An 18,748-nucleotide genomic window follows, 5' to 3' on the forward strand; every position below is an offset into this window, starting at 1 on the left:
CCATCATGGCTTCCATCAACATCCGCATCGATGATGATCTGAAACAGCGCTCATTCGCAGAACTCGAAAAGCTCGGCGTCACGCCGTCGGAGCTTCTGCGCCAAACCCTCCAATATGTAGCAGAGCGAGGCAAGTTACCCTTCAAAGCGGCGCTGCTCAGTGAAGAGGATGAAGCGCTGATTGCCGTAGTCACCGAACGTCTCGCATCCCCTCAGCGGGTCAAGGTGAGTCTGGATGACTTATGAGCTTGAGTTTGATCGACGTGCGTTAAAAGAGTGGAACAAGCTGGGCGATACGGTTCGCCAACAGTTCAAAAAAAAACTGGCTGAGGTCTTGGAGAATCCTCGAATCGAAGCCAATCGGCTTCGCGAGCTACCAGACTGCTATAAAGTGAAATTGAAAAGCGCCGGTTATCGCTTGATCTATCAGGTACTTGATCACGAAATCCTGGTGTTCGTGGTCGCCATAGGCAAACGTGAGCGGGAGGCAGCCTACGAGGTTGCGCAAGATCGCTTGCCATCCCGGACCTGATTTCGAAACATCCCATTTGCCGGACGCACGCCGCCGAGGTGCAAGTGCTGATCATTTGTAAAAAGTACAACGCATACACCCTCAGAAGCAGACGTCGCACCCAGAGCCTGACGTTGCCTGTCCATGGGCGTCCCAAATGGTATTTCCAATGATCAGATTCACCCAAGGCAACCTGCTGGAAGCCAAAACAGAAGCCCTCGTCAACACGGTGAATACCGTAGGCGTGATGGGCAAGGGCATCGCATTGATGTTCAAAGAGCGCTTTGCGCAGAATTACCGCGTGTATGCAGCGGCGTGTAAGGCCGGTGAAGTAGAAACCGGCAAAATGCATGTGACTGCCACCAACGAACTCGACGGCCCTCGCTGGATCGTGAATTTCCCCACCAAGCGACACTGGCGGTCGCCGTCGCAGATGGCATGGATCACCGAAGGTTTGCATGACCTGCGGCGGTTCCTGCTTGAAAACGATGTGAAATCCGTTGCGGTTCCACCGTTAGGTGCTGGTAACGGCGGTTTGAAGTGGCCTGACGTCCGTGAACAGATTGTCGAAGTGTTGGGAGATCTCGATGCTGATGTCTTGGTGTTCGAGCCGTCCAATCAGTACCTGAATGTCGCCAAACGCGCGGGCGTAGAGAAGCTCACGCCAGCCCGGGCGCTTATCGCCGAACTGGTTCGTCGCTACTGGGTTTTAGGCATGGAGTGCAGTCTGCTGGAGATTCAGAAGCTCGCCTGGTTTCTCGAGCGCGCTATCGAGCAGCTGCCAGATACCGAGAACCCTCTGAACCTGAAGTTCGTCACACATAAATATGGCCCATACGCCAACCGGCTTGAACACCTGCTTGATAACCTCGATGGCAGCTATCTGCACTGTGACAAGCGCATCAGCGACGCAGGCATTAATGATGTGATCTGGTTTGATCAAGATCGCAAAGCGTTTTTACAAACGTATCTCAAGACTGAGGCCAAGGCATATTCGCAAGCGTTGGAACGTACGGCTCAACTGATTGACGGTTTTGAATCGCCATTCGGTATGGAGTTATTGGCCACGGTCGATTGGTTGTTGAGCCAGGAAGGGGTATCTGCGACTGTTCCAGCGCTACGCGAAGCATTGAAGCATTGGGAAGGTGGCGCCGGTGCTGCGGCTCGCAAGAGCAAACTGTTCGATGATCAGGCCCTTGATATTGCGCTCAAGCGCCTGACATCCAGTACTTTCCGGCCTGGATTAGCGGCCTGAAAGACGCTCGATAAAATTGGGCAGCAACCTGCTGCCCAATTTCCGTCACGGATAACTGAACGACTTCACCAACGTCAGCTCCCCCGCCGTCCGCATCGGCACTACAAACGTCTCCATCTTCTCGCTCGGCGTGCCTTCTTCAGTAATCACCGTCACCTGCGCCGTGGTCAGCGCCTGAACCGCTTCATCCCCACCTTCGTCATCCCCGCGATATCCGCCGCCGTAATAATTCACGTACACCAGATACTGCCCTTTGATCGGCGCGGGCATGGCGGCGATTTCCGGGCCGTAGCCGGTGGTGACGTCGACGTCGAGGGCGGCGCCGTTGGCGGCGCTGCGGTTGCCGTACCAGATGTGGGCGCCGTCGGGGGTGACGAGGTGCAGGTCGAGGTCGGTGCCGTCGCTGTCCCAGGCCAGCAGGACGCGCAGTTTGGCCGGGGTGGCGCCGCCGCGGGCGTTGAGGAATTGCGTGCGGTGGCGTTGCTGGCCGTCGGCGCTACGCACTTCGACGCTGTTGCTGCCGTTGGGGAAGGAGAACGGGCGATCGAAGCCGCCGGCGGGGTCGATTTTCAGCGGCATGCTGACGCCGTTGACGATCAGGCGGCCGGGTTCGTTGTTCTTCGGCACGGCTTTGATCTGGCCGCTGATTCTGGCGGTATTGGCCTGGCCAAGCGGTGTGTTGACCGACGAGGCCGGGTAGTTGACGGTCTGGCGGAAGCTTTCGCCCTCGCCTTGCGGTGCGCCGCTGCGCCAGCCTCCCACCGGGGTGTCGAGTTTGACGCCATCGGCGGCGAATGCTTGCGGCAGCACGTTGAGGGCACAGAGCAGCAGCAAGACCTGTGGATAACGGAGTGTCATGGTCTATTCCAGCAAAAGGTGACGGGCGAGCCCTTCGATGTAGGTTTCATCCTGGCCGTTGGGGTGTGCTTCGAAGGCCAGGTGCAGATATTCATGAGTCAGGTCGAGGCGATCCTGCAGGGTCAGTACGCCGCGCACATAAATGCGCTGACGCTCGCGGTCGACGAAGGGCCGGCCGAAGGCGAGTTTGCATACGGCGAAAGTGCTGACTTCGTTGTAGCCGGTTTCGCTTTCAAGCCTCGGACGCCAGCCGCGTCGCTGCTTTTGCAGCCAGTCTTGCGCGGCGGGCAATGCTTCGCAGGAGGCGACCGGGTTGTCCCAACGGGTGAGGCTGGCGCGTGGATAGGCGTGCAGCAGAATCGCGTCGTAACGTTGGCCGGCGTTCGCTTGCTCGACGGCTTGCTGCCAGGCGAGTTTGTCCGGGCCGGGCTGGTCGGAGTGATAGGTGACGGTGCTGCCAGCCAGTACCAGGTCCGCCGTCCACGCCGCGATGTTGCGTGACTCGGCCGAGGCCGGCGCGGTGCGACGCGCTGGCGATTGCTGCTGTCGTCGATGCTCAGGCAATCGCCGTTGCGTGTGGCGTTTTGCAGCAGATAAGTGCGGATCGCTACGGCCAGGGCCTTGGCGGCTTCGGCAGGTTCCGGTTTGGCTTCGCGCTCAAGGACGCGGGCGACATATTCTTCGCGATCAAGCCTTGCGACGAGTTTGTCGTTAAGCAGAAACAATTCGCCGTCGCTGTGGATGTCCAGCGCGTTGCCGTTGGCGAATTCGACGCGGTAGTCGCCGCGCAATGGCCCGTACGGGGCGACACGGTCACCTGACAAAACCTTGGAAACCGGATATTTCGAAAACAGCCTGACTTCCACGCAACGCCCCGCGTCCACCGGCCAAGCCGTCGGCAATACGCTGGCCAACGCTTGGCCGTAATGACGCAGTACCATCTGACTGGTGCCGCGCCCGCCCGCCCAGATCGGTGCGCCGTCGGCGCTCCAGCCGGCGAATCCACCTTGCCGCGATTGTGCATCCTGGTCGCCGAGCCAGCTCCAGGTTTTCACACGCAGGCGTCCGCCCAACTCGCCGGCGACATTGCCGTCCGCCGCGTTCAGCACGACATCGAGCAGCACGCGGCGCATCTGTTCCTGCGCTGGCAGCAACGCCAGAACGCTCAATAACTCGGCAACCGAAACCCTTGTTGCCGGTTGCACGGCTGGCAAATCCAGCAACCACGACGGCGCTTGCCGCGCCTGCCAATACGCTCGCCAATCCGTCGCTGCAATGCCCAACCGCGCCGGTTCGAAATACAGACCGCAGGACTTCACCAGTGCCTGATCCCGCTCGATCTTGCCGCCCGCCGAGCAGCAATAAACTTCTTCTCTGGACTGCCCGCGACATTCATAAGCCGGTTCCCGTGCACCGGTGTCCACCAGCCACGCGTAGACGAACAACTTCCACAGACTGCCCAGCGGCGCATCCAGCGACGCTGGCAACGGTTCGCGCTTGATCAGTTGCGTCTGACTCAACGACAACAACTCGCCCTGATAGGCCACGCGCAACGGCTCGTCCTGCGCTGTCGCCAGCGCAGGCATCACACCCATCAGCAGCCACAACAGCGGCCGGCGCATGTCAGTTGACCGTGACCTGACCGAGGGCGGCTTTCGCCTCCTGGGCCTGATGCTGCGGTGCATACACCTGCTTGAAGCGTACCGGTGGCAGGTTGAACTGCCCCTTCTGCGAGAAGCGCACCAGATGACGCAGGCGCAACTCGCCACTCAGCGCGTCGACCGGCACCGCGTATGCCAGTTGTCCCGGTTCGAAACGCGCCTTCTCCAGCGCGGTCGGTTCGGTGCCGTCCTTGCCCTGCAACTTGATGCCCCACGTTGTGCGCTCGACATCCGCGCCCGGTGGCAGCGGCACTTCAAGCATGCCGTAGCGCAGCGGTTTCGCTGCCTTGCTGGTGAGGATCACCTCGTCCAGGTACAGGCTGTCGCTGGACAACGGTTTAGTGCCGACCGGCTCGAGTTTGAAGGTGAACGCTTCGTCGCCCGGCACCAGACGCGACAGGCGCCGGGTGATGGTCACGGCCATCGGATCGACCTGCGGCTGTTGCGTCTGGAAGCTCAGCGCTGCACGCAGCGGTCGCTCTTGCGTGCCGGACACGCTCAGCACATTCGGCAGCGGCGTTGCGCCTTGCCATGTCCAGTACAACTCGCCGCTGGCGCCGTGGTTTTTCTTCCAGCCCTCACCCGGCATCAGCGCGATGGTCGGCGAAGCCTGAGCGATGCTGCGTTGCAGCCAGGTCAGCGCCAGCGCACGTTCCAGCGTCGATTGCTGCGGCAACAGGCGTTGCAGCAACGCCGTCGCACGGGCCTGATCAAACGGTTGCAGCGACAGGTTCAGCGCTTCGACGAAGGGCTGCGAGCTGACCGCCAGACGTTGTTGCGCTGCGCCCAGTTGACGATTGAATGCCTCCGGCAAAGCAACTTTCGCCTGCGAGGCCAACGATGCAGTGAGTACCCGTGCCGTCGCCAGACCAAGTGCCGAATCCGGGTCGTTCATCACCAGACTGTCCTGGCCGTCGTCGAGCAAGGTTTCGGCAGCGCCTTCACCGGCCTTGGCCAGATCGTCGATCAAACCGCTGAGCAGCGTGTTCACTGGCAGCTGCATCTGTTTGGCGAACGACAGAATCAGCGCCCGTTGCAGCAATGGCGTATTCGGCGCCTGCTTGGCATAAACCTCCAGAACTCGCTGCCAGTGCTCCGGCGACAGGGTCAGCTCGAGCACGCGGCTGGCGTTCCAGTCGGCGTAATAGGCATAGGCGGTGAGAAATGCATCCGGCTCGCCGTCGTAGCCCCACCAGGTGAAGCTCGCCGACGGCCCGGCCATTTGCACCAGGCGCAGGCGGCTGTTCTGCATGATCAGGCGCAAGCGATCGCGAATCTGCGGGTGCGAAGCCAGCGATGGATAGGCGATGCTCAATGGCAGCAAGCGACTGGCCGTCTGCTCGACACCGCCGTACGGGTAGCTGAGCAGATCATCGAGAGCGGAACGGAACAGCGCTTGCGGACTGTCATCCAGACGCAGGCGGATATCCGTGGCATCCGCCGGCAAACTCAACGGCGTATCGCCGCTGACCACCTCGAAGCTTTGTGTCTGGGTGACCTGCCAGCCTTCACCGGTGGCACTCAAGCGCACAGCCAGGGCATCGGCGACTTTGCCGTCCTGCACCAGCTCCGCCGTCCACTCGCCAGAGGCCAAAGCGAACGCCGGCAGTGGCAGGTAATTGATGCCGCTGTTCAGAGTCACCGGCATACGTTGTTCGTTACCGGCATAGTGAGTCACCAGTTCAGCCTTGACCGGTTTCTCCGCCTGACTGAAAGCGAACACACCCAGTTGCGGCTGATCGCCCTTGCGGAATCTGCTCGGCCCGCTCCACTTCAGGTACAGCGGTTTTTCCGAACGGACAAACTGCTTCTTCTGCCCGACCTGACCGTCATCGGCAATCGCCCGCGCGGTGATGCGCCAGCGGGTCAGCGAGTCCGGCATCTTGAAGGTGAAGCGGGTTTTGCCGTCGGCGCCGGTCAACAACTCCGGCTGCCACGCAGCGGTGTCGACGTCTTCACGGCGCGGACGCTCAAGCACCTTCACGCCGCGCTCGCTGCGATTGGCCTTGCCCGGTGCGCCGGGGCTGCCCGGCAATGCCACGTCGTAGCTGATGAATGACAGGCTGGCACTGGTGCGCACGTTGTTGCGCCGTGGGTGATAGAAGAACTGGTCGATGCTCGGCGCGACTTCCGGTTGCAGCGCGTAGACCATTTCGTCGACCACGCTGACCGTCAGATGCGCCGGAACCGCTTTGCCGGCGAACTGAGTCGTCAGGTCGACCGTGACCGTATCGCCCGGCAGATACACCGCTTTGTCGGTGCTGATCGCCACGTCGATTTGCGGCGCGACCACTTTGATCCCGGCGTTCTGGAAGCTGTACTGACCGCCCTTGGTGTAGAGCACGGAGAAGGTCAGGTTCGGCGCGAAGTTGTCTTTCACCGCAATGCGCGCGCGGTATTGGGTGTCGCTGAGTTTTTCCAGCTTCAACCAGTCAGCGCCCTTGGCCAGCAGCGCAGTGGCCTCGACCTTGTCGCGCTCCAGCGACAGCAGTGCATCGCTGACCGGCTCAGGGAAGGTGATCAGCGCCAGCGCTTCTTCGCCCGCCTTGTACTCGGGCTTGTCGAGGACGATTTCCACGGTACCCGGCACCGCTTTCACACCCTCGCCGGTGACCGAATGGCCGGTGGCGCCGAGGATGCGACCGTGTTGATCCTTAAGCGTCAGGTTGTAGGTGCCCGGACGTTCGAAGGCGAGGCTGAAACCTTTATCCGTTGCGGCGAGTTTGCTTTCGCCGGTGCTCTGATCTTCCAGGCGCACCCAGGCGTAGCTGCTCGGTGTTACGGCTTTGCTCTGTTCGGTGCCACCTTCATTCGCGTAGCTGAAGGCGACCTTGTCGCCGACCGCGCTGAACCGCTGCGGCGCGCTCAAGCGGAAACTCGCCGCACCACGGTCGATGAGGATTTCCTTGGTGGTCTTGACCCGATACGCCGCGCCGTCGCTGGCAAACACAGTGAGCATGTAGCGGCTGGGCTTGTCGGCGGCTGGCAGATCGAGGGTCGCGTTGCCCTTGCTGTCGGTGGTCAGTTCGGTGCTGGTCAGCTCCACCGGAAATTGCCCGAGGTATTGCAGCTCGTTGTCGACCATCGACAGTTGCTGGGCGCGCAGGCTCAGGCTCAATTTGGCGTTGGCCACCGGTTTGCCGTCCGGGTAGAGCAACACCAGACTGCCTTTCACCGGCTCACCGGTACGGTAATCCTGCTTGGCCAGATTCAGCGAGATTTCGAAGTGCGGCTTGATGTATTCAGCCACACGGAAAGCACTGCTGTAGGCCTGCTCCTTGTAGTTGAAACGGATCTCGTAACCACCGGCCACGGCGTTATCCGGCAACTGGAAACGGCCCTGAGTACCGGCCTTGGAATCCAGTTTCAGATCGAGGGTCTGCAATTCGGTCCCCGTGGCATCAAGCACGCTTACACTGACATCCGCCGCGCCCGGCAGCACCGAATCACGGGCATTCTTGAACTCGCGACCGACGATTTTCAGCGACACCCAATCGCCCGGACGATACAGCGGCCGGTCGGTGAAGGCGTAAAGTTTGGTGTCGTAGATTTCGCTGTCGTAGTAGAAGTTTTCCGAGACGAACACGCCGCCCTCTTCGTCCTCGCCGATGACGAACGAGCGCTCCGGGCTGACGTGTTTCAGGCGCAGCAAACCGTCGGCATCGGTAGCACCGCTACTCATCACGCCGAGGCCATCGGTCCACAGCACATTGACCTTCGGCACCGAACTGCCTTCGTGCTTGCGCGCGGCCCAGACCAGTAATTCATCACCGGCAATCTTGCTCACTGCGACGGTGTTGGAGACGAAAACCATGGTGGTCGCGCGGTACTTGCCGATCAGCGCTTCAACCAGATACAGCCCCGGTTTCAGGTTACCCAGCGGGATGTACACGTTGCCCGGTGCGACGCTGACAAAGTCGCTGGACGAGCCGGCCAGATTGACCCCGGCCGGCGGCTGAATCGGCTTGGCCTGCCACAGTGGATAACGGAACTGGCTGACCACCGGCAGACCCGGGATCAGCGCGAATTGCGGCTGCGCGTCGTACGGCGTCGGCGCGGCCATGGCCTCGCCCATTTTCAGCTCCGGCACTTCTTCGGTGACCTGCTTGCGCGACTCGTAGGAGAACGCACGCTGCATCACCCGCCGGGATTTGCGATACCAGTTGTCCCACAGATACGCGAGGGTGTTGGACAGACCTTCGCCCTTGAACTGGCCGTCACTGACGACGCGATGCAGGTTCTTCTGGCGCTTGAGGAAATCCAGCGGCTTGTCGATGCGGTATACGCGAATGTCGGCGCCGCCGTACGGCTCCATGCGAAAGCGCCGGTAGTCACGACCCGGGGCTTCGAGGCGGACCATCGCCGGCTCGTCGCTGGCAAAACTGCTGTCGGCGAGCAGGAAGAAACTCTCCCCGGCCACCGGCGTGTAATTGCTCGGCTCCACCGAGTCTTCGGCGTTGACGCAGGTAATCGGCAGCAACAACGCCAACAGCAAGGAAATTCGCGAACAGATACGCAACATGCGGGCACCGGTCATTGGGAGAGAAAGTTCAGTCGATAGACGCCGATGAAGTTGGGGTTGGCTGCGTCGGGTATCCATCGGGTGTCCTTCCATGTCATGAGTTGCTGCAGGCTTGCCGAACGCATGCCGTTGTCAGTGGGGGTGGTGGTGCCGGTGTGATAGGCGATGTAGCGGCCCATCCAGATCATCAGGTGCTGGTCGTCGCCCTGATCGAAAAACATCAGGTCACCGGGCCGCGCCTGCGACACATCGCGGCCGACCAGATGGCTGTTGAACTGAATCAGTTTGATCGCGTTGACGTACGGCCCGACCTTGCCGCCGCCCTGCTGCCACTGTTGCGCGAGCTTGCGTTGCTCGTCGCTCAGCGCCAGTTCCGGCGGCAGATAGCGATTGGACAGACCATTGCTGCGCAGCCATTTGTCGTCATGGACTTTCAGCGCTTCGTTGGCGGCAAAGCGCACCAGCCCGGCGCAGTCCTGCTGATACCAGCGCGGGCTCGGGCCCTGGCTCAATTGCTCTTGAGCAATACGCACAAACCAGGCGCGAAACACCTGGGATTGCGCCGGGTCGAGCGCTGGCGCTTCAACTGCTCGGGCGCCTGCGCTCAGCAGCAACGCAAGCAAGCCGAGGCTGCGGATCAGTGCGCTCACAGCGCTTTCCATTCCAGCGGCAGCCATTGCCAGTGGCCGTCCGGCTCACTGCCTTCGGGCAAGGTCAGGGCATATTTGCCGTAGCCGCCGAGGGTGCGCAGTTTCGGCATCAGGTAGGTTTGCGCAGCGTTATAAAACACCGGTTCCATGTCCTGCGGCAGGCTGTCGAGGGTTTCGCGCTGCATCAGTTGCGCCATCGCGTCCGGGCCGAAGTAGATCGGCATCAGTACGTCTTTTGGCAAAACGTCGGCCATCGGCGGGAAGCGCTTGTAGAGGGTGCCGAGGGCTTTGTCGACGAGTTTGTCGTCGAGGGAGAACAGCAGCGTCGAGCCGTGACGGGCGAGGCTGACTTTCATGAACGCCTTGCCGGAAATCGCCTCCGGGTTTTCAGCGGTCTTCGCCGCGTACGGACCGAAACTGGAACTGACCTGACGCTGCCAGACGTGGCTCTGGCCTTCCTGCTTGTCGATCACCGGGAATACGCTTTCGGCGACATTGGCTTCGAACGCGCCGACCATCGAGCCGAACAGTTTGCCCAGATCACCGTCAAGCTTGCTGCTGTCCTCGTCTTTGAGGCTGGCGACCAGCAGCGGTGTGTACAACCGCGAATCGGCGTACCAGCACAGGCCGGCCGCGCCAGCGACGTGTTCGGTCAGCGTTTGCGCAACAGCTTCATCGGCACCGAGTTTGATCAATATCGGTTTCTGCGGCTCGGCCGCCACCGGCAGGGTCACGCAAGCGCTCGCCCCCAACGGCATCGCCTGCCAGACCGGTTTGAAATCGAAGTCCGGCTGGTTTTCAAGTTCATCCATGGCCAGATAGCTGTGCCAACCCTTGTCGTCCATGTCGAAACGCAGGCCGGCGAAATTCGGGATGAAGCGCTGATAGCCCATGGCGAGCACGCTGGAATTGACCGACAGACGCTGCTTGGTTTCCGGACTTTTCGCTGGCAAGCCGAACGCTTCGGGGAAGAGTTTTTCACCGTTGAGCAACGCCGCCAGCGCTTGCGCGGAAACGCGGCCCGACTCTTCCGAGACGCCGCTCTCGGGGTCGTAGTACTTGGCTGGATTGGACAACACCACCAGTTTGTCGCCGCGCGACGCGAACAGCAGTGATTTGCTGGCGTTGTAGCTGAGTTGATACAGCGGCACGTCATCGCCGCCGACTTTGAGAGTGCCGAAGATGCTGAGCTGGGTGTCATCCAGCGCCACTTTCGCCAACGGTTCGAGCAGCTTGGCCAACCCGCCCCGATCCATCACCAGCAGGAAATCCTTCAAGCGGCCATCCGCACCGCGCCACAGCGCAACATCGGCCGGTTGATCAAAAAGCTGCTCGATCAGGCTGTCCTGCAATTTGAGGTCATGCTCGTAGATGATCCGGCGCAGGCTGCCGATCAGGCCGAGGCGGTCGGCGTGAGTTTCGTAATAGAAGACGAAATCCTCGGTGAGCGTGGCCTTGAGAAACGGCACCGTCAGCAGGTCCTTGGGCAACTGGCTCAGTGAACGGGTTTCGAGCAAGGCATCCGGACGGCCGAGGCCGAGCCTGTCACTGGCAAGTGTCGCCGGCGGCGCTTTGGGCTTGAGCAGCAGCCAGCCGAAACCGCCCGCCACACCGGCCACCAGGCACAGGCCGAGCAATACCAGCGGCCAGCGCCGCGAAGGTTTGGCCGCCGGTGTCGCGGCAGCTGGAGTCACAGTGTTATCGCTCATGTTCACAACATCCGAGTTCATCCGTGGCGGGATGCTTAATAGTTGAAAGTCTTGACCAGCAGCAGATCACCGATCGCCCGCAGGGGCACGATGAAGGTTTCGCGTTTTTCGTCGACGGTGTTTTCGTTGAGCACCAAGGTGATCTGCGAGGTGATCACCTCGTTCTGATTGCTGGCCTCCTCGAAGTTATAGCCACCATCGCCGTAGTTGCCCCAATAGTTGACGTAGACCAGATACGTGCCGTGCAGCGGCGCGGTCATGGTGAACATTTCCGGGCCGGGGCCGTCGACACCATCCGGGTCGAGGCCGCCGCCATTGCTCAGCGCCGGCCGTGCCCAAAAGGCATGCTGACCGTCGGGGGTGACAATATGCAGATCCAGCTCGGCTTTCGGGTCGTCCCATCCCAAGACAAGACGAATCTTCGCCGGCGTGCGCAGATTATTTGCTTCATAAAATTGCACGCGCTTGAGCGACTGGCCTTCGGCGCTGATCACTTCGACGCTGTTGGAACCGGCGCCAAATGCGTAGGGCCGGGCAAAACGTCCCTGATCATCGGTGTACAGATTCAATGGATTGCCGTTGACGGCGAGGCTGTGCGGCGGACGCATGTGGCCGAGGGCTTTGAGCTGGCCCTGGATCATCGTGCGATTGCGCTGAATGCCGCGATCGATCGGCGGCGTCGGGTAGGCGACCTGCGGATTTTCCGAACGATCGAGCAGGCCGTGATAACGCCAGCCGCCCACCGGCTCGGACAACTGCGCAGTCGGCGCGGCCCACAGCGCAGGCGCGCAGGCGAGGCCGATCAGCAGCAAAAGAAATGAACGCATGTGACGCCTCCTGCCATGCCTTGAACGAAACCTTGCACCCGATCCTCGGTACTTCACAGCGGTGAACTGCGTTTCGTCTGAATACCCCGCAACTGTCGGGGCCGTAGAAGCCGCGAAGAGTAGCGATTCGGCAGTTTTTTAACAATCGGATACATGTGTGATTGCTGTAGGAATCGCGCCATCCGGGTAGACGATGAGCCGAATAGCCGGCATATTCGGCTCACCAAATGAGCCGAATAGCGTTTTTATTCGGCTCACGCTTCTATGACAGGTGATCAATGACCGCACACTGGATCTGGCAACAACCCGATTGGCCCGACTTCAACTGGCAAGCAGAGCGCCTCGCCCCGCTGCTGCGCGAGTGCGTGCAGACGCAGGGCCGACTCTTGGGAATGGCCGGCTCAGTGGGCGATTCGATGAGCGCACAGAGCGAGCTCGATGCGTTGCTTCAGAACATCGTCACCTCCTCCGCCATCGAAGGTGAGCAACTGAATGTCGGCTCCGTGCGTTCTTCTCTGGCCCGGCGCCTGGGTCTGGAATGGGTTGATCGCGATAGCGTCAGCCAGCGTAGCGAGGGCTTGGCGCAATTGATGCTCGATGCCACCCATGGCTTCGACGAGCCGCTGACCCTGGCCCGATTGCTGGAATGGCACACCTGGCTTTTCCCCGCCGAGGAAGCGATGTCCAGCGCGCGGCCAATACTCGTCGGTACCTTGCGCGGCGACGAACCGATGCAGGTGGTGTCCGGACGACTCGACCGGCCAACGGTTCACTTTGAGGCGCCACCGCGCCAACGGCTGGAACAGCAAATAGAGCGTTTTTTGAGCTGGTTCGAAGCCAGCCGCGATCAGGTTTCGCTGGATCCGCTGTTACGCGCTGGCATCGCGCATTTCTGGTTTGTCACTCTGCACCCTTTCGACGACGGCAACGGTCGTCTGACCCGCACCATCACCGATCTGGCGCTGGCTCAAGGCGAAGCGCAGGCGATCCGCTTCTATGCGATGTCCGCAAGCATTCTCGAGGATCGCGCCGGTTATTACCGGATTCTGGAGTCGAGCCAAAAGGCCACGCTCGATATCACCGAATGGCTGACCTGGTTTTTGCAGACACTGCTGCGCAGCCTGCAGCAAGCCATCACCCGTATAGATTCGGTGTTGGGCAAGACTCGCTTCTGGCAGGCGCACCGCGAGTCCGACCTTTCAGCGGAGCAGATCAAAGTGCTCAATCGCTTGCTCGATGGCGGTGAGCGCGGTTTCGAACAGGGCCTCAACGCAGGGCAATATCAAGCGGTTGCGAAAGTTTCCAAAGCCACCGCGACGCGGCATCTGGCGGAGTTGCTGGACAAGGGCTGCCTGCAACGCCTGCCGGGCGGCGGACGCAGTACGCGTTACAAAATCAACTATCCGGATTGACTCGCCCACCGTTATGGAGAGGCTTGGCGACGGTCCGCTCATTTGCCCATACCCCCCCTATCTGCTAGTGTCGCGCCGGTTTAACGTCTACCGGAATTTGCCGCCATGGCCCGCAAAAAAGCTGCACTGGATTTCGAACAATCCCTCGCCGACCTGCAAACACTGGTCGAGCGTCTGGAGAACGGTGAATTGTCGCTGGAAGACTCGCTGACCGCTTTCGAGCAGGGCATCGGCCTGACCCGTGACTGCCAGGCAGCGCTGGCCCAGGCCGAGCAGAAAGTGCAGGTGCTGCTGGAGCGCGATGGCGAGCTCGCCGAGGAACCCTTCGACGCGGATGAGCCAGAATGATCGCGGCGTATTCGGCGAGCAGTCAGGCCCGGGTCAACGCGGCGCTGGAAACGCTGTTCAACGCGCCGCTGCCGGAACTGGCGCGGCTCTACGAAGCGATGCGCTACAGCGTAATGAACGGCGGCAAGCGCGTGCGCCCGTTGCTGGCTTACGCGGCGTGCGAAGCCCTCGGCGCAAAGGCTGAACAGGCCAGCGGCGCGGCGTGTGCGGTCGAGTTGATCCACGCCTACTCGCTGGTGCATGACGATCTGCCGGCGATGGACGATGACGATCTGCGTCGCGGCCAGCCAACGACCCACAAGAAATTCGACGAAGCCTGCGCGATCCTCGCCGGTGACGGCTTGCAGAGCCTGGCCTTCAGCGCGCTGCTCGACCCGCGTCTGAGCGATTGCAGCAGCGAAATCCGTCTGCAGATGGTCACGGCGCTGGCCCATGCAGCCGGCCCTGCGGGCATGGTCGGTGGTCAGGCCATCGATCTGGGTTCGGTCGGTCTCAAACTCGATCAACAAGCCCTGGAACAGATGCACCGGCACAAGACCGGCGCGCTGATTGAAGTCAGCGTCAGGCTCGGCGCCCTGGCCAGCGGCCGCGCCCAGCCTGATCAGCTTCAGGCGTTGCAGACTTATGCACAGGCCATCGGTCTGGCCTTTCAGGTGCAGGACGACATCCTCGACGTGGAAAGCGATACCGCCACCCTCGGCAAACGCCAGGGTGCCGATATCGCCCGCGACAAGCCGACCTACCCGGCCCTGCTCGGCCTCGACGCCGCCAAGGCCTACGCTCTGGAACTGCGCGATCAGGCCCTGCAGGCGCTGCGACCGTTTGACGCGGCCGCCGAGCCGTTGCGCGAGCTGGCCCGGTATATCGTCGAGCGGCGCAACTGACGGCGTATCGGCCAAAAAAGACCAACGCGTGGGCAGGGGGCGATGCATCAGGTAAACTGCCGCATCTTTTATACCTATAACGATTCGCCTGATGCCCACGACGTTTCATGAGATTCCCCGCAAGCGCCCGACCACGCCCCTGCTCGACCGCGCGAACACGCCGGACGGCCTGCGCCGGTTAGGCGAAGCCGAGCTGGAAACCCTGGCCGATGAGTTGCGCCTGGAATTGCTCTACACGGTCGGCCAGACCGGTGGGCATTTCGGTGCCGGCCTGGGCGTGATCGAGCTGACCATCGCGCTGCATTACGTCTTCGACACCCCGGACGACCGTCTGCTGTGGGACGTCGGGCATCAGGCGTATCCGCACAAGATCCTCACCGGTCGCCGCGAGCGCATGGCCAGCCTGCGTCAGAAGGACGGCATTGCCGCGTTCCCGCGCCGCTCCGAGAGCGAGTACGACACCTTCGGCGTCGGCCACTCCAGCACCTCGATCAGCGCCGCGCTGGGCATGGCCATTGCCGCCCGCCTGCAGGATAGCGATCGCAAGGCCATCGCCGTGATCGGCGACGGTGCGCTGACCGCCGGCATGGCTTTCGAGGCGCTCAACCATGCGCCGGAAGTCAATGCCAACATGCTGGTGATCCTCAACGACAACGATATGTCGATCTCGCGCAACGTCGGCGGACTGTCGAATTATCTGGCGAAGATCCTGTCCAGCCGCACCTACGCGAGCATGCGCGAGGGCAGCAAGAAAGTCCTTTCGCGCCTGCCCGGCGCCTGGGAAATCGCCCGTCGCACCGAAGAATATGCCAAGGGCATGCTGGTCCCCGGCACCCTGTTCGAAGAGCTGGGCTGGAACTACATCGGCCCGATCGACGGTCACGACTTGCCGACCCTGATCGCCACGCTGCGCAACATGCGCGATCTCAAAGGCCCGCAGTTCCTGCACATCGTCACCAAGAAAGGCAAAGGCTTCGCCCCGGCGGAAGTCGACCCGATCGGTTATCACGCCATCACCAAACTCGAACCTCTGGACGCCCCGGCCGCTGCGCCGAAAGTCGCCAGCGGGCCGAAGTATTCGGCAGTGTTCGGCGAGTGGCTGTGCGACATGGCCGCGGCTGACGCGCGTCTGGTCGGGATCACCCCGGCGATGAAGGAAGGCTCGGATCTGGTGGCGTTCAGCGAACGTTTCCCCGAGCGTTATTTCGACGTGGCGATTGCCGAGCAGCACGCGGTGACGTTCGCCGCCGGCATGGCCTGCGAAGGCGCGAAACCGGTGGTGGCAATCTACTCGACGTTCCTGCAACGCGGTTACGACCAGTTGGTGCACGATGTCGCGGTGCAGAACCTCGACGTGCTGTTCGCCATCGACCGTGCCGGTCTGGTCGGCGAAGACGGCCCGACCCACGCTGGCAGCTTCGACCTGTCGTACCTGCGCTGCATCCCGGGCATGCTCATCATGACGCCGAGCGATGAAAACGAATTGCGCAAAATGCTTACCACCGGCCACCTCTACAACGGCCCGGCGGCAGTGCGTTACCCGCGTGGCAGCGGGCCGAACGCAGTCATCGAAAAAGATCTCGAAGCGATCGAAATCGGCAAGGGCATCGTCCGTCGTCAGGGCAGCAAGGTCGCCATGCTGGTGTTCGGCGTGCAACTGAGCGAAGCCTTGAAAGTCGCCGAGAAACTCGACGCCACTGTGGTCGACATGCGTTTCGTCAAACCGCTGGATGAAGCGCTGGTGCGCGAGATCGCCGCTAGCCACGAGCTGCTGGTGACCATCGAAGAGAACGCAATCATGGGCGGCGCCGGCGGAGCGGTCAGCGAATTCCTCGCCCGCGAGAACATCCTCAAGTCGATGCTGCATCTGGGCTTGCCGGACATTTACGTCGAGCATGCGAAACCGGCGCAGATGCTCGCCGAGTGCGGGCTCGATGAGGCGGGGATCGAAGCGTCGATTCGCCAGCGGCTGGCATTGCTCGACCAATAAACGCAATACCCTTGTGGGAGCGAGCCTGCTCGCGAAAGCGGACTGTCAGTCAACGAAGTGCTGACTGATATACCGCCTTCGCGAGCAGGCTCGCTCCCACATTTGATTTGTGTACACCTGAAACTCCCGTTGGACTGTCCATGAACCTCTCGCGCCTCGCCCTGCCCTTCCTCCTGCTACCAGCCGCCAGCGCCCTTGCCGATACATTCGAACGCGATCAGGCGCTGAAGCTGCCGGACACGCTGATCAGCGCCAACCGTCAGGTCGAGGCGCGCAACGACAGCAGCGCCGCCAACACCGTGTTCACCCGCGAAGACATTGATCGCCTGCAACCAAGCGACGTGCCCGATCTGCTGCGGCGCGTGCCCGGCGTGCAAGTGGCGCAGACTGGCGGGCGCGGCAGTCTGCCGGGGATCTACATTCGCGGCACGCAATCGGCGCAGAGCCTGGTGCTGGTCGATGGCCAGCGCATCGGCAACTCGACTTCCGGCGACAGCAACCTGCAACATCTGAACATCGAGCAGATCGAGCGCGTCGAAGTGCTGCGCGGTTCACGCTCGGTGATTTACGGCAGCGACGCGATTGGCGGGGTGATCCAGATCTTCACCCGGCGCGGCACCGAGCAAGGCTTGCAGCCACGCCTGCATCTGGGCTTTGGCAGTCAGCAGACATGGGAACGCAGCCTCGGCTTGTCCGGCGGCGACGAGAAAACCCGCTTCAACCTCGGCGCCAGCCTCGACGAAACGGCCGGGCTCGACCGTACCCACGAGTCGTATCCAAGCGACAGCGACCATGACGCCTACCGCAACAAATCCCTGAGCCTGAGCCTCAGCCACGCGCTGACCGATGACGTCGAAGTCGGCGCCAATCTGCTGGATAACCGTGGCAGGAGCGAATTCGACAACCCGTTCGGCCGCTTTGACATGGACACTTTCGAGTCGGTGCAACAGCAGCCATACAGTGATTTCAATGTCAGCAGCATCAGCAGTTATGTCGATGCGCGGGTCAACGAAACCTGGAAAACCCGCATTGAATTCGGCCACAGCGAAAACCGCGAAAAGACCTTCGACAAGCTCAGCGACGAGCGCACGGTGTTCAACACTTATCGCGACTCGGTGAACTGGCAGAACGACCTGACGTTGGACGCGCGCAACAGCCTTATCCTCGGCGGCGACTGGTACGAAGACCGGGTCAACAGCAGCACTGCGTTTGACGAGGACAGCCGCTGGAATCGCGCCGCGTTCATCCAGCATCGCTATCAGGCCGACAGTTTCTCCACCGAGATCGGCCTGCGCCACGACGACAACCAGCAGTTCGGCAACCAGAACACGTGGAGCGGCACTTTCACCCTGCCGCTGAACCCGGACAACAACGTGCTGCTGAGCTACAGCGAAGGGTTCCGTGCGCCGACCTTCAACGACCTGTACTACCCAAGCTATAGCAACTCGGATCTGAAACCGGAAACCTCGAAAAGCTACGAACTGCAATGGCGCAGCCAGTTGAGCGACAGCGCGCGGCTGGAAGCCTCGATTTACCGTACCGACCTGGAAGACGCGATCATCTTCGGCAGCAACTCACGCCCACAGAACGTTGCGTCAGCGCGGATCAATGGCTTTGAAGCGGCACTGAAGCACGAGCTGTTTGGCTGGCAGAGCAATCTTGGCGTAGCGATCATTGATCCACGTGATCGCGATACCGGGCATACGCTGGCGCGGCGGGCGCGGCGCACGGCCAGTTGGGATCTGGATCGGCAGTTCGATCGCTTGGGACTCGGCGCCAGTTGGCAATTGGTCAGCGGCAGTTACGACGACTTGAACAACACCCAGTCGCTGGGTGGCTACGGCACGCTCGGGCTGCGCAGCAGTTGGGCGCTGAACCGTGAGATCAAGCTGGATCTGAAGGTGGATAACCTGCTGGACAAGGGTTACAGCCGGGCGAATTACAGCTATGACGGTGCGCAGTATGGCTATCGTGAGGAAGGTCGGGTGTGGATGTTCGGGGTGACGTGGACCCCTGAACTCTGAGCTGAGATCAGCGCTGTATCATCCGACCTCTTCGCGAGCAAGCTCGCTCCCACAGTTGATCTCTCTTGCACCCAGATTATTGGTTAAAACCCGATCAA

General features: G+C 61.4%; 13 protein-coding genes and 1 pseudogene. 8 read left to right on the forward strand and 6 right to left on the reverse strand.

The genetic code is table 11. The features are described 5' to 3' along the window. Window positions 1-5: 5 nt before the first annotated feature. From OC605_RS04695 to OC605_RS04705, 3 genes are all read left to right on the forward strand, one after another. Complete coding sequence (locus OC605_RS04695; protein WP_039761862.1) at window positions 6-245, forward strand: type II toxin-antitoxin system RelB/DinJ family antitoxin; 240 nt, start codon at window positions 6-8, stop codon at window positions 243-245. Then, window positions 235-531: a type II toxin-antitoxin system RelE family toxin gene (locus OC605_RS04700; protein WP_041477706.1), complete on the forward strand. Its 297-nt coding sequence runs from the start codon at window positions 235-237 to the stop codon at window positions 529-531. The genes OC605_RS04695 and OC605_RS04700 overlap by 11 nt, the downstream gene beginning before the upstream one ends. 148 nt (window positions 532-679) lie before the next feature. Continuing rightward, on the forward strand, window positions 680-1,765 hold the full coding sequence (locus OC605_RS04705; protein ID WP_262136413.1) for a macro domain-containing protein: 1,086 nt from the start codon (window positions 680-682) through the stop codon (window positions 1,763-1,765). 45 nt (window positions 1,766-1,810) lie between these two features. On the opposite strand, the gene OC605_RS04710 is transcribed toward OC605_RS04705, so the two are convergent. The 6 genes and pseudogenes from OC605_RS04710 to OC605_RS04735 form a co-directional block, all read right to left on the reverse strand. Then, a complete protein-coding gene (locus OC605_RS04710) occupies window positions 1,811-2,623 on the reverse strand; it encodes a YfaP family protein (RefSeq protein ID WP_110602926.1) in 813 nt (270 codons plus the stop codon). A gap of 3 nt (window positions 2,624-2,626) precedes the next feature. Further along, window positions 2,627-4,245 (reverse strand): annotated as a pseudogene (locus OC605_RS04715) (DUF2300 domain-containing protein). A gap of 1 nt (window position 4,246) precedes the next feature. Further along, window positions 4,247-8,821 (reverse strand): alpha-2-macroglobulin family protein, encoded by a 4,575-nt coding sequence (locus tag OC605_RS04720; RefSeq protein ID WP_262136414.1) that lies wholly within the window; start codon window positions 8,819-8,821, stop codon window positions 4,247-4,249. Then, window positions 8,818-9,468 carry a DUF1175 domain-containing protein gene (locus OC605_RS04725; protein ID WP_038860946.1) on the reverse strand — a complete coding sequence of 217 codons (651 nt, stop codon included), beginning with the start codon at window positions 9,466-9,468 and terminating at the stop codon, window positions 8,818-8,820. Before OC605_RS04725 ends, OC605_RS04720 begins: the two co-directional genes overlap by 4 nt. After that, window positions 9,453-11,165, reverse strand: coding sequence for a DUF2138 domain-containing protein (locus OC605_RS04730; RefSeq protein ID WP_262136415.1), 1,713 nt, complete (start codon window positions 11,163-11,165; stop codon window positions 9,453-9,455). Before OC605_RS04730 ends, OC605_RS04725 begins: the two co-directional genes overlap by 16 nt. Before the next feature lie 35 nt (window positions 11,166-11,200). Beyond that, window positions 11,201-11,992, reverse strand: a complete 792-nt coding sequence (locus tag OC605_RS04735; protein WP_262136416.1) for a YfaP family protein — start codon at window positions 11,990-11,992, stop codon at window positions 11,201-11,203. 278 nt (window positions 11,993-12,270) lie between these two features. Here OC605_RS04735 and OC605_RS04740 point away from each other — a divergent pair, with 278 nt between their 5' ends. The 5 genes from OC605_RS04740 (at window position 12,271) to OC605_RS04760 (ending at window position 18,650) form a co-directional block, all read left to right on the forward strand. Further along, window positions 12,271-13,404, forward strand: coding sequence for a Fic family protein (locus OC605_RS04740; protein ID WP_262136417.1), 1,134 nt, complete (start codon window positions 12,271-12,273; stop codon window positions 13,402-13,404). Window positions 13,405-13,509: 105 nt separating this feature from the next. Continuing rightward, on the forward strand, window positions 13,510-13,752 hold the full coding sequence (locus OC605_RS04745) for an exodeoxyribonuclease VII small subunit (protein WP_016772991.1): 243 nt from the start codon (window positions 13,510-13,512) through the stop codon (window positions 13,750-13,752). After that, window positions 13,749-14,636, forward strand: coding sequence for a (2E,6E)-farnesyl diphosphate synthase (gene ispA, locus OC605_RS04750; protein ID WP_262136418.1), 888 nt, complete (start codon window positions 13,749-13,751; stop codon window positions 14,634-14,636). Before OC605_RS04745 ends, ispA begins: the two co-directional genes overlap by 4 nt. A 91-nt stretch (window positions 14,637-14,727) precedes the next feature. Beyond that, window positions 14,728-16,626 (forward strand): 1-deoxy-D-xylulose-5-phosphate synthase, encoded by a 1,899-nt coding sequence (gene dxs / locus OC605_RS04755; RefSeq protein WP_262136419.1) that lies wholly within the window; start codon window positions 14,728-14,730, stop codon window positions 16,624-16,626. Between the two features lie 140 nt (window positions 16,627-16,766). After that, window positions 16,767-18,650, forward strand: coding sequence for a TonB-dependent receptor domain-containing protein (locus tag OC605_RS04760; protein ID WP_262136420.1), 1,884 nt, complete (start codon window positions 16,767-16,769; stop codon window positions 18,648-18,650). Window positions 18,651-18,748: the final 98 nt, after the last annotated feature.

The organism is Pseudomonas sp. Marseille-Q5117 (genome assembly GCF_946901175.1).
Taxonomy (GTDB): Bacteria; Pseudomonadota; Gammaproteobacteria; order Pseudomonadales; family Pseudomonadaceae; genus Aquipseudomonas; species Aquipseudomonas iranensis.

Coding starts and splice junctions, on each gene's coding strand:
- OC605_RS04695 (WP_039761862.1), top strand. CDS start 6: ATGGCTTCCATCAACATCCGCATCGATGATGATCTGAAACAGCGCTCA.
- OC605_RS04700 (WP_041477706.1), top strand. CDS start 235: ATGACTTATGAGCTTGAGTTTGATCGACGTGCGTTAAAAGAGTGGAAC.
- OC605_RS04705 (WP_262136413.1), top strand. CDS start 680: ATGATCAGATTCACCCAAGGCAACCTGCTGGAAGCCAAAACAGAAGCC.
- OC605_RS04710 (WP_110602926.1), bottom strand. CDS start 2,623: ATGACACTCCGTTATCCACAGGTCTTGCTGCTGCTCTGTGCCCTCAAC.
- OC605_RS04720 (WP_262136414.1), bottom strand. CDS start 8,821: ATGACCGGTGCCCGCATGTTGCGTATCTGTTCGCGAATTTCCTTGCTG.
- OC605_RS04725 (WP_038860946.1), bottom strand. CDS start 9,468: ATGGAAAGCGCTGTGAGCGCACTGATCCGCAGCCTCGGCTTGCTTGCG.
- OC605_RS04730 (WP_262136415.1), bottom strand. CDS start 11,165: ATGAGCGATAACACTGTGACTCCAGCTGCCGCGACACCGGCGGCCAAA.
- OC605_RS04735 (WP_262136416.1), bottom strand. CDS start 11,992: ATGCGTTCATTTCTTTTGCTGCTGATCGGCCTCGCCTGCGCGCCTGCG.
- OC605_RS04740 (WP_262136417.1), top strand. CDS start 12,271: ATGACCGCACACTGGATCTGGCAACAACCCGATTGGCCCGACTTCAAC.
- OC605_RS04745 (WP_016772991.1), top strand. CDS start 13,510: ATGGCCCGCAAAAAAGCTGCACTGGATTTCGAACAATCCCTCGCCGAC.
- ispA (WP_262136418.1), top strand. CDS start 13,749: ATGATCGCGGCGTATTCGGCGAGCAGTCAGGCCCGGGTCAACGCGGCG.
- dxs (WP_262136419.1), top strand. CDS start 14,728: ATGCCCACGACGTTTCATGAGATTCCCCGCAAGCGCCCGACCACGCCC.
- OC605_RS04760 (WP_262136420.1), top strand. CDS start 16,767: ATGAACCTCTCGCGCCTCGCCCTGCCCTTCCTCCTGCTACCAGCCGCC.